Genomic DNA, 15513 nt, shown 5'->3' with positions numbered 1-15513 from the left:
GCCCGCCGGCCCGGGCGCTCCGGGCGCTTCCGAGGCCCAATATCAGGGACGGGCCAGGGTCGCGGAAGGTGCCGACGGGGCTCACGGGCCGTCACCATGGACGTATGACGCGTACGCCCCCCGCTCCCGCCGAGGCCGGAGCGGCACCACCCCACCCGCCGCTGCGGCGCGCACCGCGCCGGAAGGTGGTGGCGGGCGTCTGCGGCGGGCTCGGGCGGTACTACGACCTGGACCCGGTGGTCTTCCGGGTGGTGACCGGCGTGCTGGCGGTGACCGGGGGTCTCGGCCTGGTGTTCTACGGCTTCGCCTGGCTGCTGATCGCCGCGGACGACGAGGACGAGAACGAGGCGCGGCGGCTGGTGACGGGCCGGGTCGACGGCGCCTCGCTGATCGCCCTGCTCATGGCGCTGGCCGGCTGCGGGCTGTTCCTGTCGATGCTGGGCAACGGCAGCACCGTCTCCTTCTCGCTGCTGCTGATCCTCGCGGTCAGCGGGGCGGCCGTGTGGTCGCGGCGGCGCAGGCTGGTCGAGGCGCACGAGGCGGTGGCGGACCCGGTGACGGTGCACACGGTGGCGGAGGCGCCGCCGGAGACGAAGGCACCGCCGCCGCCGGAGTCCCCCTCGTGGTGGCGCGAGCCGATCGTCAAGGACGGTACGTCGGGGCCGGTGCCGCTCGGCTACCTGTGGGGGCCGGAGGACGGCGCGGGCGTGGAGGACGCGATCCTCGCGCGCCCCGCGAAGAGCCCCGGGGCGGCGGGGAAGGCGGCGCCGGCCCGCGGCCCCCGGTCCATGGGCGGCGCGGTCCTGCTGCTGGCGCTGGTCGCGGGCGGGCTGGGCACGGCGCTGCCGTGGGGGTCGCAGCCCCTCGGGGTCTGCCTCCAGACCGGGCTGGTGTGCGCGCTGGTGGTGTTCGCGCTAGGGCTGGTGGCCGGGGCGTTCCTGGGCCGGACGGGCGCGGGGACGGTCGTCATGACGGTGGTCACGGCGGTGCTGCTGGCGGGGGCCTCGCTGATACCCCGGCAGATCGGTACGGAGTGGATACGTGCGCAATGGAGCCCGGCGACCGCGGCGGACTTGCGCCCCCGGTACGAACTGGGCACCGGCACCGGCACCCTGGACCTGTCCGGACTGGCCGTTCCGGCCGGGCGTGCGGAGCGCACCGCCGCCGAGGTCGGCGCGGGCCGGCTCCACGTCGTCGTCCCGCGGAACGTGACCGTGAAGGTGCACGCCCAGGTGGGCCTCGGCGACCTTCGCCTGCCGTCGGAGCCCGCCGAGGACATCGACGTCGCCCCGGACCACGACGTCACCCGCACGATCGCCCCGCCCCGGGGCGTGAGCCCGGCGGGCACGCTCGATCTCACCCTGGAGGTCGGGCTCGGACAGGTGGAGGTCTCCCGTGCCGGGTCATGACACGGCCGTGCCCGGACGGCGCGGCGAATGGCGCCACGAGTTCCGCCCCGGCCGGCTGGTCCTGGGCGCCACCGGACTGGCCGTCGCGGCGCTGTACGCGGGTGACGCGGCGGGCTCCTGGGAGACGCCGTGGTACGCGGCGCTGCCGCTGCTGTGCGCGGGGCTGGTCCTGGCGGGCATGGCCGGCTGGATCGGCTACCGCGCCCGGCGCCGCCGCGCCGCCAGGGCCGCGTCCAGCGACAGCAGCGGGGCGCCGGCCAGCACCAGCGGCAGCCAGGCCATCAGGTAGGCCAGGTCGTTGCCGTAGTAGTAGGGGTCGGACTGCCAGCTCACGGTCAGCCACAGGCTGAGCGAGATCAGCGCCCCGCCCAGGGCGGCGAGCCGGGCCAGCAGCCCGGCGAGCGTGCCGATGCCGACGGCCACTTCGCCGAGGGCGATGCCGTATCCGAAGCCCTCGGGGTTCTTCAGCGCCAGGTCGACGAGCCAGGGCACGGCGGAGGAGTCCCGCACGGAGCGCATGGTCTCGCCGATCGAGCCGGTCCCGGAGGCCGCCAGGAAGGCGTCGTCGGTGAGTTTGTCGAGCCCGGCGTAGATGAACGTGACGCCGAGGAAGACCCTCAGCGGCAGCAGCGCGTACCGGGACGCGGTGGCTCTCCAGCCGCCCGGTCCACCGGCGTCCCCGTACGTCGCCGTCGTCCGGTAGGTGTGCGTCATCGCCGGCCTGCCTCTCCACACGGGTCCCCGGAACCGATTCTCCTCGGCATCCCCGCCCATGGATACGCGGCGGGCCGGGCACCGGTTCATGCCGGCGGCCCGCGACGGCCGGGCGGACACGCCGCCGGCTCAGGCGGACACGTCGATGACGACGCGGTTGGTGACGGCGCCCGAGGCGGTGACGACCTGGACGTCCGTCCAGCCCGGAGCCACCTCCGCCGGGACCGGGACGGTCAGGGTGGTGTCCGTGGGGTTGGTGAAGCCTCCCGGGGCCGGCACGAGGGGCACCTGGACGTGGACGGGGCCGATGCGCACGACCGTGCGGGTGAGGTGGGCGGGGTTCGCCGCCCCGGGCGGTACGAATCCGGCGCCCCGGATCTCGATGTCGTCGCCCGTGCGGATCGGGGCGTCCGGGGCGCCGGCCTCCGGGGCGCGCACCACGGAGAGGATGACCGGGCGGACGCCCTCGGCGCACTTGGCGGCCAGGTAGGTGGCGGCGGAGAGGGCGACCAGGGCGACGAGCGCCCACGGCAGCTCGGGCGGCTCGCCGGGGCGCCGGACCAGCCGGGCGGCGGCGAACAGCACCGCGAACGCCGACACCAGGACGTACTGCGCGTCGGCGAGGCTGCCCCGCCCGGCGTCGTCGCACAGCAGGTCGGCGGCGCGCGGCCGCTCGGCGCGCACCTTCTGCACCCGCTGCCCCAGGAGGCGTACGGTCACGATCCTGCGCGCGGCGACGGCCGCCGCGCACACCAGGGCGAGCACCGTCAGCAGCCGGTCGCCCCCGGCCGGCCGGACCGCTCCCCCGGCGGCGCCCTGGAGGGTGAGGTGGAGCGCCGCGTACACCGTGAGGAGCACCCACGCGGCGGCCACCGCGCGGGAGGTGGAGAGCCGGTTGTCCTCGCCGATCAGGGGCGCGAGGAGCCCGCCGTACGCCCGGTGCACCCGTGCCACGGCGGTCAGCAGGGCGCCCATGCCCACCGCGGCGACCGGCCCCGCCGTGCGCGCGCCGGTCCATCCGCCGCCGTCCGGTGCCGTCAGCGCGTACGCCCCCGGCACGGCGGCCGCCAGCACCGCGACGGTGCCCCACACCGCGTAGAGCGTGCCGCGCCAGACCGCGTGCGGCCATGCCTCGCCGAGCGCCCGGCCCCGTTCGGCGACCGTGCGCGCGTGCTGGGCGAGCTGGTCGGACACCCATCGCCGGGCCGCGCCGCCGGGGAGGTCCGGGACGCCCTCGCCCGCCGCGAGCCGGTCGCGCCGGGCACGGAACGCGGCCACCTCCCGCCGGTGCTCCTCGCGCGCCTCGTGCGTACATCCGCCGCACCGCCCCGCCTCGTGCACCGCCATGGCGGCCCCTTCCGTGTCGACGAGCGTCTCAACCACCCGACAGGGAAAAGGAATTCTTTCCTATGAAAGTCACGGCCCGGCGCCCGCGCACACCTCACACACGGGTGAAAACAGCACCCCCGCGTTGACGACCTACGACAGGAGTTCGGGATCGGAGCGGCTGATCCCACGCCACAGCGGCTGGTAGTTGATCCAGGCGACCAGGTCACCGCCCAGTCGCTCCCGCGTCGCCACCGCGTCCCGGTGCGCGATCAGCACCGGCTTCCCGGCCGCCCGCGCGGTGAGCTGCACCCCCGCGCACCGCTCCATGGAGATGAACCACCAGGCCGCCGCGTCGACCGAGTCGCCGACCGTCAGCAGCCCGTGGTTGCGCAGCACCACCGCCTTGCGGTCACCCAGCGCGGCCGCGACGCGCCGCCCCTCGGCGGGGTCCACGGCGACGCCCGTGTACGCGTCGTACAGGCAGTGGTCCTCGTAGAACGCGCACGCCTCCTGCGTGATCGGCTCCAGCAGCTCCCCCAGCGCGGCCAGCGCCCGGCCGTACGGGGAATGGGCGTGCGCCACCGCCACCACCCCGGGCCGCGCCCGGTGCACCTCGGCGTGCACGGTGAACGCCGCCTGGTTGACGTGCTCGGTGCCCTGCACGACCTGTCCGTCGCCGTTGACGAGGATCAGGTCACCGGCGGTGAGGCCGTCGAGCGGCGCGCCGAAGGGGTTCACCCAGAAGCAGTCGGGGAACTCGGGGTCGCGCGCGGTGATGTGCCCGGAGACGCCCTCCTCGTACCCGAACCGTGCGAACAGCCGCAGCGCGCCCGCCAGCCGCCGCTTGCGGTACGCCCGCTCGTCGGCGGCGGAGGCGTGCGCGGGCGGCATCGCGAAGCGCAGCCGCCCGACGGGGACCGGCCCGGGTTCCTCGGCTCCGCTCATGGCCGGACGTTACCGCCGGTCATGGCAACTGGCCAGAGAGATCGCACCCGTGGGACGGCTGGAGCAGAATCGGGCGCATGACGGACGACGACGGCACCACGCGCTCCCCCCTGGTCGACCTCCTCGAACTGGAGCCCCACATCGAGGGCGGCTGGTTCCGGGAGACCTGGAAGACGGCCGGCTCGACCACCCCGCGCGGCTACCCCGGCCCCCGCACCTACGCGACCGGCATCTACTTCCTGCTGCACCCCGGCGAGCGGTCGCGCTGGCACCGCGTGCGCTCCGACGAACTGTGGCTCTGGCACCGCGGCGGACCCCTGCGCCTCTCCCTGGGCGGCGAGGGCGACGACCCGTCCGAGCCCTGGGACCTCGTCCTCGGCCCCTCCGTCGAGACCGGCGAGCAGCCGCAGCTCCTGGTGCCGGCCGGCACCTGGCAGGCGGCCGAACCCGCGGGCGACGAGCCGGTCCTGGTCACCTGCGTCGTCGCGCCGGGCTTCCACTACGAGGACTTCACGCTCGAAGCCGCCGCCCACAGGAAGTAGGCGACGGCTCCGGTCAGGCGCGTGGTGGGGTCACTCCCACTCGATGGTGCCCGGCGGCTTCGACGTCACGTCAAGCACGACCCGGTTGACGTCCTTCACCTCGTTGGTGATCCGCGTCGAGATCTTCGCCAGCACGTCGTACGGCATCCGCGTCCAGTCCGCCGTCATGGCGTCCTCGGACGACACGGGCCGCAGGACGATCGGGTGCCCGTAGGTGCGCCCGTCACCCTGCACGCCCACCGACCGGACGTCGGCGAGCAGCACGACCGGGCACTGCCAGATGTCGCGGTCCAGGCCGGCCGCCGTCAGCTCCTCGCGGGCGATGGCGTCGGCCTCGCGCAGCAGGTCGAGCCGCTCCTTGGTGACCTCGCCGACGATCCGGATGCCGAGGCCGGGGCCGGGGAAGGGCTGGCGCTGGACGATCTCCTCCGGCAGGCCCAGCTCCGCGCCGACCATGCGGACCTCGTCCTTGAACAGCTTGCGCAGCGGCTCGATCAGCTTGAACTCGAGGTCCTCGGGGAGGCCGCCCACGTTGTGGTGGGACTTGATGTTCGCCGTGCCCGTACCGCCGCCCGACTCGACGACGTCCGGGTAGAGCGTGCCCTGGACCAGGAACTCGACCGGGTGGTCGTCCGGCGCCTCGGCGACGATCTCGGCCTGGGCCTGCTCGAAGACCCGGATGAACTCACGGCCGATGATCTTCCGCTTCTCCTCGGGGTCGGAGACCCCGGCGAGCGCCTCGAGGAACCGCTCCTGCGCGTCGACGACCTTGAGCTGGACGCCGGTCGCCGCCACGAAGTCCTTCTCGACCTGCTCGGTCTCGCCCTTGCGCATCAGGCCGTGGTCGACGTACACGCAGGTGAGCTGGGAGCCGATGGCCTTCTGGACGAGGGCGGCGGCCACGGCGGAGTCCACGCCGCCGGACAGCCCGCAGATGGCGCGCTTCTCGCCGACCTGCGCGCGGATCGCCTCGATCTGCTCCTCGATGACGTTGCCGGTGGTCCAGTCGGGCTTCAGGCCGGCGCCGCGGTAGAGGAAGTGCTCCAGGATCTGCTGGCCGTGCGTGGAGTGCATCACCTCGGGGTGGTACTGCACGCCGTACAGCTTCTTCTCGTCGTTCTCGAAGGCCGCGACCGGCACGACGTCCGTGGACGCGGTGACGGTGAAGCCCTCGGGTGCGGCGGAGCAGGCGTCGCCGTGCGACATCCACACCGGCTGCTCGGCCGGGGTGCCCTCGAAGAGGGTCGAGGAGGCCTTGCTGACGTGCAGCGGCGTACGGCCGTACTCACGCGCACCGGTGTTGTCGACGGTGCCGCCGAGGGTCGTGGCCATGAGCTGGAAGCCGTAGCACATGCCGAAGACGGGGACGCCGGCCTCGAAGATCTCGCGGTCGAGCTGCGGGGCGCCCTCCTCGTACACGGAGGACGGGCCGCCGGAGAGGATGATCGCCTTCGGGTTCTTGGCCAGCATCTCGGCCACCGGCATGGTGGACGGGACGATCTCGCTGTAGACCCGGGCCTCACGGACGCGGCGGGCGATGAGCTGGGCGTACTGCGCGCCGAAGTCGACGACGAGTACGGCGTCGGGCGCGGCAGCGGGATTCGCTGATGACACTACGGCGGCCTTCCGGCGGGAGGAGTCTGTATGTCGATTCTACCGGCGCGGCCGGAGCAACCTTTGTCTCACCATCCGAACCCGGGCCCTCCCCGCTCGGCCGATGGTCCATACTGGCCGCATGCGCAAGCTCTCGACCTTCGTCTTTACCTATGGCACCGGCCCGTCCGGCTGCCATGGTCGTGCTGCTTGAGCCACTGACAAGCGACTTCCCAGGCGCCCCGGGCCGACAAGGTCCGGGGCGCCTGTCGTTTTCCGGATCCCGTCACCGGCCCGGGGGCCCACCCACCCAAGGAGCCCCCGCCATGACCGCAGTGCACACCGACCGCACCGGCGCCCGCACCGACGAGGCCGCCGCCGTGATCACGGGCGCGCGTGAGCGCATCGACGCGCTCGACGACCGGATCATCGGCCTCATCCAGGAACGGATGGCCGTCTCGGCCGTCATCCAGGAGGCCCGGATCTCCTCCGGCGGCCGGCGCGTGAGCCTGACGCGCGAGATGGAGGTGCTGGCCCACTACCGGGACGCGCTGGGCAGGCCGGGCACCTCGCTGGCCATGACGATGCTGGAGCTGTGCCGGGGGCGCATCTGAGTTCGGGCGCCCTCTCACCCGTACGGCGCGTGACCGCACCGCCCCGGGCTTCGTTGGTCGGGGTGTCCGTGTCAGCCAGGGGCGGGCCGAAGAAACCACGCGTGGCTCCGCTGGGGCGTGTGGCGTACCTCATGGGGTGCGTCGTGGGACCTCGCCCCAGCGTGCGTGACCGGACGGCAGGGGACAGCAGCCCGGTCACCCGAAAAGGCGGTCGGCTCCGGGGACGCCCGGAGCCGACCGCATCCGGACCCTCACCGTGGCGCCGGCCGCGCCCGTCCCGCGCGCCGCACACGAGCCGGGTCCTCCACCCCCATTTGCCCACCCCCCACACATGACCACCGCCACCGAGCGGCGCTCCCCCCCGGCGCCGCCTCCCCCGGCACCGGCGCTCCCCGACGCCGGTGCCGACGGCGAAGGGCCCCGCGGATTCGCCTCCGCGGGGCCCTTGTGGTGTGCCGGCCGTGACTCAGGAAGTGCCCGCGCGGCGGCGTCGGGCGACGACGTGCGTCGCGGCGCCCGCGGCGATCAGGGCGGCGGCGCCGGCCGCGAGCGGGAGGGCGGGCGAGCCGGTGCTGGCGAGGTTGCCGCCGGTCCGCGTGGTGGGGGTCGAGCCGCCGGTGGTGCCCGTGGTGCCGGTCGTCCCGGTGGTGCTCGTGCCGCCCGTGGTGGTGGTCCCGCCCGTGGTCGTACCGCCCGTGGTGGTGCCGCCGGTGGTGGAGCCGCCCGTGGTGTCCGTGCCGGCGTCCTTGGGGTTCAGCACGAGCCGGGCCGTGTTGTTGGCGGGCTTCGGGTCGAAGGCGAGCTCCGGGTGGCTCGGGAACTGGTCGCGCACGGTCACGGTGCCCTTGGCGTCCGGGACGACCTTGTCGATCCGCAGTTCGAAGGGCAGCGCGAAGTCCTCGTCCTCGAAGACCCGGATCGACGTGGAGCAGACGTAGCGCGGCGCGCCGAGCGGCTCCTCGCGGTACTCGCCCTTGGCGGTACGCGGCTCACAGCCGGCCGGCTTCCCGGTGACCGTGGCGCCGGCCGGGACGGTGACGTCCACGGTGGCGACGGGCTCGCCGGAGCGGAGGTGCGCGATCCACGCCGGGCCGCTGTTGCGGAAGCCGACCCGTGCCTCGACCGTCTCGCCCGCCGTGGCGGTGAGCGTGTCGCCGTAGGCGGTGAAGTCGGCGGTGTTCTTCGCGCGCAGGTCGAACTCCTGCTGGTTGTCGCGCGGGTCGAGGTCGGCGGCGCGCGGCGCGGCCGGCGCCTTGGTGAGGGTGAGCCGGGGGCCGTTGCCCCTGGGGGCCGCGCGGACCCCGGTGCGCTCCTCGACGCGGTGGGTGAAGATCTCCGTGTACGCGTGGGCGGCGGCCTTCAGCCCGATCGGCTCGGCCAGCGTGTACGTGGCTCCCGCCTCGAACGTGCCGGGGAAGTCGCAGACCGCCTTGGTCCAGCCCTTGGTCCCGGTGTAGTCGCAGTTGGCGTACCGCCGCGTGTAGTCGAGCCCGTGGGTCGTGGTGAGCGTCAGGCGGACGCCGTCGGCGTCGGTCGTGCCCGCGTTGGTGAAGGTGAGCGGGGCGTCCTGCACCTGGCCGGGCGTGACGTCCCGCTCCAGGTCCAGGGGGTGCATCACGAGGTCGGGGCCGCCGACGGTCACGTCGGCCGTGTAGGAGGTGAACGTCGCGCCCTCGGCCGTGCCGGTGACCTCGATCCCGCCCGTGTCACCGGGCGCGCTGCCCTTGGCGGCGGTGATCTCCAGCTCGGCGACGCTGTTGGTCCCGGGTGCGATGCCGAAGGCGTCGGTGCAGGTGCCGGTCGTGCCGGTGATCGTGCAGTGCGAGCTGCCGGTCTCGCCGAAGCGGACGTCGGCGATGCCCGCGACGCCGCTGAGGTCGAAGGTGACGGTGTACTCGCCGTCGAAGCCGCCGTTCTCCTGGTCCTCGGCCGGGTTCTCCACCGTGACGTCGATGGTGGTGCTCCGCGGCTCGCCGGTGGCCGGGTGGGGCCGCAGGCCCACCTCGGCGGGGCCGTCGAGGGTGAACACCGGGGCCTCGGCGGCGTGGACGGCGGGCGCGGCGCTCAGCCCGACTCCGGCGAGCAGCCCGGCGGCGACGAGGGAGGAGGAAAGGCGTCTCATCAAGGAACCCCTGGTTGCGGCATGCGATGACGTGAACACGGGTTCGACCTTGGGACGGGCCGGATGGTTGTGCGGCGGGGAGATCACGATTGGGTACGGCACGACCACAAACGGAATGTGTGATGCAGCGCACATAAGTTTTCTGTCAGGTGGCGTGCAACCATCCCCTGCCGCCACAGGTCATGCATGCGGAACCAACGGCCACACCTGTGACACCCCACACCGGGTCGGCCCCTTCGACACCGTGCCGCACACGCGGCACGCCCGGACTTCCCCGAGGTCTTCATGAAGCTTCGCCGCGCCATGGCGGTCGCCGCCGCGACCGCCGTCATAGCCCCTGCCGCCTTCCTGGCGGCTCCGGCCGCGTACGCGACGGACGGCACCACCAGCACGACCTCGACCTCCGGTGCGGCGGGCGAGACGGACGGCACCACGAACGACGGCACCACGACGACCGAGGACGGCGCCACCACGACCGACGGCGGCACCACGGCCGAGGACGGCACGCAGGCCGAGGACGGCGCCGGCACGACCGAGGACGGCACGAAGACCGAGGACGGCGCCACCACCGAAGACGGCACCGGCACCGAGGACGACACGACCACGGGCGGCACCGAGACCGGTACCGAGGACGGCGCCGAGAAGCCGGGCACCGAGACCGGCAAGGACGAGGAAGAGGAAGAGGCCGGCGAGGAAGAGCCCGGCGACATCGACGAGGAGATGCCTCCGTACTGCGAGGACCTCGACGAGAACTTCCAGGAGCAGGCTCTCGACGTCGACCTGGCCGGCCTTCCCGGCAAGATCGTCGCGGGCAGCGGCTGGGAGGAGTTCAACCTCACCGTCTCCAACAAGTCGAAGGCCGCGCTCAAGGAGGTCGCCTTCTACGCCGAGGTCGAGAACTACGAGTTCGAGGACGAGTCCAAGTACCTCAGCCAGTACGTCGACCTCCAGTTCCGCATGCCGGACACCAACGAGTGGGTCACCATCGGTGACAAGGACTGGGCCGGCGGCTACTTCTGGGGCGTCGAGAACATGAAGCCGGCCGACTTCGTGAAGATCGACCTGCGTCTGAGCATCGACAAGAACGCCCCGGCCGGTGACAGCTACTCCTTCGGTTCCGGCGCCTACCTGGGCGACGTCAAGGGGCAGGAGTGCATCGCCGAGACCGGCATGTCGGTGGACTTCGCCGTCCTGAAGCCGGGCTCGGAGAACGAGAACCCGGGCGAGGCGAAGCCGGGTGAGGGCAAGCCGGACGAGAAGCCCGCGCCGGACACCAAGCCCCAGGGCGGTATCAAGGAGATCCCGGTCACCGGCAACCTCGCCGAGACCGGTTCGTCGTCGATGCTGCCGACCATCGGTATCGCCGGTGGTATCGCCATCGTCGCCGGTGCCGGTGTGGTCTTCGCGCTGAAGCGCCGCAGCAACGGTGCCGCCGCGTAACAGGCGCACCCCATAGCAAGAGAGGCGCTGCACTCGGAGGGGGGTGCAGCGCCTCTCTCATGTCCGGTCACCGTTTCGGCGGGACCGCCGGGAGGCCGAGGAACGGGAGCTTCAGGGCACCGAAGGCGTCCGCCGGGACCACGGGCGCCTTGGGGGCGACCGGGGCGAGACGCTCGTACGCCGTGCCCTGCCGCGGGCGCGGGTCCTCCTCGCCCTTGTTGGGCCAGAAGGACATGGCGCGCTCCGCCTGGGCGGTGATCGTGAGGGACGGGTTCACGCCGAGGTTGGCGGAGACGGCCGCGCCGTCGACGACAAAGATGCCCGGGTGGCCGTAGAGGCGGTGGTACGGGTCGATGACGCCGTCCTCCGCCGTGGCGCCGATCACGCAGCCGCCGAGGAAGTGGGCGGTGAGCGGGGTGCCCATCAGTTCGCCGACGTTGGAGCCGGCGAAGCCGTTGATCTCCTCGGCGAGGAGCGACGCGGCGCGCGTGCCCTCGGGGATCTGCTTGGGGTTGGGGGCGCCGTGGCCCTGGCGGGCGGTGAGCAGTCCCTTCCCGAGCCCGTCGCGCTTGCGGTAGGTGGTGAGGGAGTTGTCCAGGGACTGCATGACGAGTCCGATGATGGTCCGCTCCGACCAGCGGCGGTTGGACAGGGAGCGCATGGCCAGCCACGGGTGGCGGGCGACGTTGCCGAGCCAGGCCCTGACCCGGCGCTCGGCGTAGGGCACCTGGAGGATGGACAGGGACCCCATGGCGTTGGAGCCCTTGCCGTACCGGACCGGTTCGATGTGGGTGGCGGCGTCCGGGTGGATGGACGAGGTGATGGCGACGCCCCGGGTGAAGTCCGCCCGCTCGTGGCCGTGCCGCTTGCGGTAGCGGCGGTCGGTGGTCTGGGAGCCCACGAGGGCCTCGGAGTTGGTGCGGGTCAGCTCCCCGAGGCGGGCGGAGAGGCGGGGCAGCCTGCCCTCGTCCTTCATCCGGTGCAGCAGGGTCTGGGTGCCGTACGTGCCGGCCGCGACGACGACGTACCGGCAGCGCAGCGTGCGCGGGGCCGCCTTGCGGCGGCGGCGGGTGGGGACGGTCGTGACGACGTACCCCTCGCCCGAGGGGGCGTCGGTGACGGCGGTGACCGTGGTCATCGGGTGGATGACGGCCCCGGCCTTCTCGGCGAGATGCAGGTAGTTCTCGGTGAGGGTGTTCTTGGCGCCGTGCCGGCAGCCGGTCATGCACTCCCCGCACTCGTTGCACGCGCGGCGGGACGGGCCGGCGCCGCCGAAGTACGGGTCCTCCACGGACGCGCCGGGCGGGGCCTTCGCCGTGCCGTCGGCGTCCTTGCCGTCCCCGAAGAAGACGCCGACGGGCGCGAGGTGGAAGGTGTCGCCGACGCCCATCGCCTGGGCGGCCGCCTTGAGGTGGACGTCGGAGGGGGTCATGGTCGGGTTGAGCCGTACGCCCAGCATCCGCTTGGCCTGGTCGTAGTACGGGGCCAGCTCCGCCTGCCAGTCGGTGATCGACGCCCACTGCTTGTCCCGGAAGAACGGCTCCGGCGGCACGTAGAGGGTGTTGGCGTAATTGAGGGAGCCGCCGCCCACCCCGGCGCCCGCCAGGACCATGACGTTGCCGAGGAGGTGGATGCGCTGGATGCCGAACAGGCCCAGCGCGGGCGCCCAGAGGTAGTTCTTCACGTCCCAGGAATTCTTCGGCAGGGTCTCGGGCGTGAAGCGGCGGCCCGCCTCCAGGACGCCGACCCGGTAGCCCTTCTCGGTCAGGCGGAGGGCCGAGACCGAACCGCCGAAGCCGGAGCCGACGACGATGACGTCGTAGTCGTATGCGGAGTCGAAATCGGAGTCGTTGTCCTTGTCGTGCGCATCGGGCGATTCGGCCCGGTTCTGGGCAGGGGGGACCTGGGACATGGGCTCTCCTCGTACCGAAGCTCGTACCGAAAGGGAGGGGTCTAGCGGAGGCGGAAGGCCTTCATCAGGCGCAGGCTGCGGCTCATGAACGCCGCGTACTGCTCGTCGTCCATGCCGAAGGCGGGCGCGAGCGGGATCACCCGCTGCTGCGCCACCGTCTGGGCCTCGGTGTACTTGAGGATGCCCTCGGAGCCGTGCCGGCGGCCGAGGCCCGAGTCCTTCATGCCGCCCATGGGCGACTGGACGCTGCCGTACGCCGGTGCGTACCCCTCGTTGATGTTGACCGTGCCGGTGCGCAGGCGGGCGGCGACGGCGTGGCCACGGCGGCCGTCCTTGGTCCAGACGCTGGCGTTGAGGCCGTACGCGGTGGCGTTGGCGCGCTCGATCACCTCGTCCTCGTCCGTGAAGCGGTAGACGGAGACGACCGGGCCGAAGGTCTCCTCGGTGCACACCGCCATCGGCTCCTGGACGTTCTCCAGGATGGTCGGCTCGTAGAAGAGCGGGCCGATGTCGGGGCGGGCCACACCGCCCGCGACGACCGTGGCGCCCTTGGCGACGGCCTCCTCGACGTGCCGGGTGACGGTCTCCAACTGCCGCTCGCCGACCAGGGAACCCATGTCGGCGCCGTACGCGAGGGAGCTGCCGAGCCGCATCGCCCTGGTCCGGGCGGCGAACCGCTCCAGGAACGCGTCGGCCACGGACTCGTGGACGTAGAGCCGCTCGATGGAGATGCAGAGCTGGCCGGCCGAGGAGAAGCAGGCCCGCACCGCGCCGGCGGCGGCCTTCTCGACGTCCGCGTCGTGGAGGACCAGCATGGCGTTCTTGCCGCCGAGTTCGAGCGAGACGCCGACCAGGCGGGCGGCCGCGCCCTGGGCGACCTCGCGGCCGGTGCGGGTGGAGCCGGTGAAGGAGACGTAGTCGGCGTGCTTGACGACCTCGGGGCCGACGACCGGACCGTCACCGAGGACGACCTGGAAGACCTCCGCCGGCAGGCCCGCCTCGATCAGGAGGTCGCGGGCCCACAGGGCGGTGAGCGCGGTCTCGGTGTCCGGCTTCATGACGACGGCGTTCCCGGAGACGAACGCGGGCAGCGCGTCGCCGACGGAGAGTTCGAGCGGGTAGTTCCAGGGGGCTATCTGCCCGACGACCCCGCGCGGCTGGCGCAGCTCGGTGACCTTGGTGAGGGTCGGTACGACGCCGGTGTGGCGCCTGGGCCTGAGGTACGCGGCCGCACGGCGGCCGTAGTGGCGGGCGGCCACGGCGACGGCCTGGACCTCTTCGTGGGCGTGCAGCCTGGCCTTGCCCGTCTCGAGCTGGATGAGGTCGAGGACCTCGGCCTGCCGCTCGAGGACGAGGTCGTGGAAGCGGAGGAGGACGGCGGCACGCGCGCGTACGGGCGTCGCGGCCCACACGGGCTGCGCGGCGCGGGCGCGGGCGAACGCCTCGGCGACGTCCTCGGGGGTCGACTCGGGCAGTTCGGCCAGCCGCTCCCCGGTGAACGGGGTGTGGTTGGCGGTCCGGCCGGAGCCGACGACGCCACGGGTGAGCTGGGCGACCACTTCGGGCGTGACCACGTCGGCGGCGGTGCGGGCGCCGGCCGGGGCGGGGGCTACCGGGTTGGTACCGAGGGGCGTGGCGAGGGCCTGCGGCTGGGTCGACTCCGTCGTGTCCGTCATGGGGGCGAGGGTATTCGGGAAGACGCCCGCGCGGTACCCGCCGGTAACACCTTTTCACGGGGCGCTCACACCGTGCCAGCGTTCGCTGGCAAATAAGCCCTGATCAGGGGTGCGATACGCGGAAGGAATCGAGAACGGTGTCGAAGTGACGCTTCAGCTCGTCCAGCCGTGCCGCCGGCGCCGAGACCCACACGTCGTACGTCCGCCCGCCCTCGTCCCAGCAGATGTCGAACGTCCGCCGCGCCCCCTCGGAGCCGGAGAAGCCGTTCCAGGTGAACTCCCACAGCGCGGCCGGCAGACCGTTGTGCGTCGTCGGCGTCACCTTGCCGGCACGGTAACCCGCGAAGGTCTCCGGGCCCGTGGCGTGGGCGCGCCGCATGATCCCGAGGGGTCCGCCCGCCTCCGGCGCCTGGACGCGGATGCCGATCCGCAGCTCCTTGCCGGGCGACATGTAGTAGACGCGCCTGTCGTCGGTGGAACGGACGTAGCCCCGCGGAACGGTCAGCGAGAAGCCGCGCGGATCGGAGACGGACCGGTATCCGGTGGGCACGCGCGCGTGGGGGGTGGTGGTCGGGGCGGGAGCGGTACCGACGCCGGTGCCTGTTCCGGCTCCGGTTCCGGCCGCCGCGCCGGGGGTGTTCGGGGCGGTGGGCGCGCCCTGCGACGGCCGGGGCGACAGGGAGGGGGGCGGAGACGGGGACACGGTGGTCGTCGGGCCGGCGCCGCCGCCGGTGCCGTCGCCGCGCAGGTACAGCACGCCCGCCGCGCCCGCCCCGGCGAGGGCCACCAGCAGCGCGGCGGCGACCAGTGGCGTGCGGAGGCCGCGCCGGGGCGGCCGGGCCGCGCGCGGCGGTACGGCGTCCTCGGCGGCCCCGCCGTTCCGGCGCGGCGGGACGCGGTCGGCGGGCGCGGGGGCGGACGCCCGGTCGCGCGGCCCGTCATGGGCGTGGCCCCGGACCCGGTCGCGGAGGCGGGAGCGGCCCCGGGCGGCGCCGGCGGCCCCGGTGCGCCGGCCGGCCCCCCCGGGCGGGCCCGCGCCCGCCGACCGCCCGGCGGCGCCCGGCCCCCACCCGGCGGAACGCACCGGGGCCCGGCCCCACCCCCCGGACCCCCCCCCCGGCCCCCCCGCCCCGCCGGAGCCCCCCCCCCTCGAGACCCCCCCCCCCCCGCCCCGCCCCCCCCCGCCCCCCCCCCCCCCCCCCCCCCCCCCCCCCCCC

The 15513-nt window shown here is 73.7% G+C and carries 13 protein-coding genes; 5 read left to right on the top strand and 8 right to left on the bottom strand.

The window, feature by feature from the left end; genetic code table 11:
• Positions 1–104 precede the first annotated feature (104 nt).
• Together E2B92_RS29120 and E2B92_RS29115 are read left to right on the top strand one after the other, a co-directional pair.
• Complete coding sequence (locus tag E2B92_RS29120) at positions 105–1409, top strand: PspC domain-containing protein (protein ID WP_126887546.1); 1305 nt, start codon at positions 105–107, stop codon at positions 1407–1409.
• Positions 1396–1698 (top strand): hypothetical protein, encoded by a 303-nt coding sequence (locus E2B92_RS29115; protein WP_312846084.1) that lies wholly within the window; start codon positions 1396–1398, stop codon positions 1696–1698. The genes E2B92_RS29120 and E2B92_RS29115 overlap by 14 nt, the downstream gene beginning before the upstream one ends.
• Here E2B92_RS29115 and E2B92_RS29110 read toward each other — a convergent pair.
• The 3 genes from E2B92_RS29110 to E2B92_RS29100 form a co-directional block, all read right to left on the bottom strand.
• On the bottom strand, positions 1605–2123 hold the full coding sequence (locus tag E2B92_RS29110) for a DoxX family membrane protein (RefSeq protein ID WP_126887547.1): 519 nt from the start codon (positions 2121–2123) through the stop codon (positions 1605–1607). The genes E2B92_RS29115 and E2B92_RS29110 overlap by 94 nt on opposite strands.
• Before the next feature lie 129 nt (positions 2124–2252).
• The gene (locus tag E2B92_RS29105; RefSeq protein ID WP_126887557.1) at positions 2253–3470 is read right to left on the bottom strand and encodes a hypothetical protein; all 1218 of its coding nucleotides are present in this window, start codon (positions 3468–3470) and stop codon (positions 2253–2255) included.
• 132 nt (positions 3471–3602) lie between these two features.
• Positions 3603–4397 (bottom strand): class II aldolase/adducin family protein, encoded by a 795-nt coding sequence (locus tag E2B92_RS29100; protein WP_126887548.1) that lies wholly within the window; start codon positions 4395–4397, stop codon positions 3603–3605.
• A gap of 77 nt (positions 4398–4474) precedes the next feature.
• Between E2B92_RS29100 and E2B92_RS29095 the strand changes: the two genes are divergently transcribed.
• Positions 4475–4939, top strand: a complete 465-nt coding sequence (locus E2B92_RS29095; RefSeq protein ID WP_126887549.1) for a cupin domain-containing protein — start codon at positions 4475–4477, stop codon at positions 4937–4939.
• Positions 4940–4969: 30 nt separating this feature from the next.
• Here the strand turns inward: E2B92_RS29095 and guaA are convergent, their stop codons facing one another.
• Positions 4970–6553, bottom strand: coding sequence for a glutamine-hydrolyzing GMP synthase (gene guaA / locus E2B92_RS29090; RefSeq protein WP_126887550.1), 1584 nt, complete (start codon positions 6551–6553; stop codon positions 4970–4972).
• A gap of 305 nt (positions 6554–6858) precedes the next feature.
• On the opposite strand from guaA, the gene E2B92_RS29085 reads away from it, so the two are divergent.
• Positions 6859–7146, top strand: a complete 288-nt coding sequence (locus tag E2B92_RS29085; RefSeq protein WP_126887551.1) for a chorismate mutase — start codon at positions 6859–6861, stop codon at positions 7144–7146.
• Positions 7147–7612: 466 nt separating this feature from the next.
• Here E2B92_RS29085 and E2B92_RS29080 read toward each other — a convergent pair whose 3' ends face one another.
• Positions 7613–9268: a peptidase gene (locus tag E2B92_RS29080; protein ID WP_133087751.1), complete on the bottom strand. Its 1656-nt coding sequence runs from the start codon at positions 9266–9268 to the stop codon at positions 7613–7615.
• Between the two features lie 285 nt (positions 9269–9553).
• Here E2B92_RS29080 and E2B92_RS29075 point away from each other — a divergent pair, with 285 nt between their 5' ends.
• Positions 9554–10708, top strand: a complete 1155-nt coding sequence (locus E2B92_RS29075; protein WP_235024028.1) for an LPXTG cell wall anchor domain-containing protein — start codon at positions 9554–9556, stop codon at positions 10706–10708.
• A gap of 67 nt (positions 10709–10775) precedes the next feature.
• Here the strand turns inward: E2B92_RS29075 and E2B92_RS29070 are convergent, their stop codons facing one another.
• From E2B92_RS29070 to E2B92_RS29060, 3 genes are all read right to left on the bottom strand, one after another.
• On the bottom strand, positions 10776–12620 hold the full coding sequence (locus E2B92_RS29070) for a GMC oxidoreductase (protein ID WP_126887553.1): 1845 nt from the start codon (positions 12618–12620) through the stop codon (positions 10776–10778).
• A gap of 41 nt (positions 12621–12661) precedes the next feature.
• The gene (locus E2B92_RS29065) at positions 12662–14296 is read right to left on the bottom strand and encodes a succinic semialdehyde dehydrogenase (protein ID WP_126887554.1); all 1635 of its coding nucleotides are present in this window, start codon (positions 14294–14296) and stop codon (positions 12662–12664) included.
• A gap of 103 nt (positions 14297–14399) precedes the next feature.
• The gene (locus E2B92_RS29060) at positions 14400–15380 is read right to left on the bottom strand and encodes a hypothetical protein (RefSeq protein ID WP_200840171.1); all 981 of its coding nucleotides are present in this window, start codon (positions 15378–15380) and stop codon (positions 14400–14402) included.
• Positions 15381–15513 lie beyond the last annotated feature (133 nt).

It is taken from the genome of Streptomyces sp. WAC05374 (genome assembly GCF_004353505.1).
Taxonomy (GTDB): Bacteria; Actinomycetota; Actinomycetes; order Streptomycetales; family Streptomycetaceae; genus Streptomyces.
This window is presented reverse-complemented; position numbering and strand designations above follow the sequence as displayed.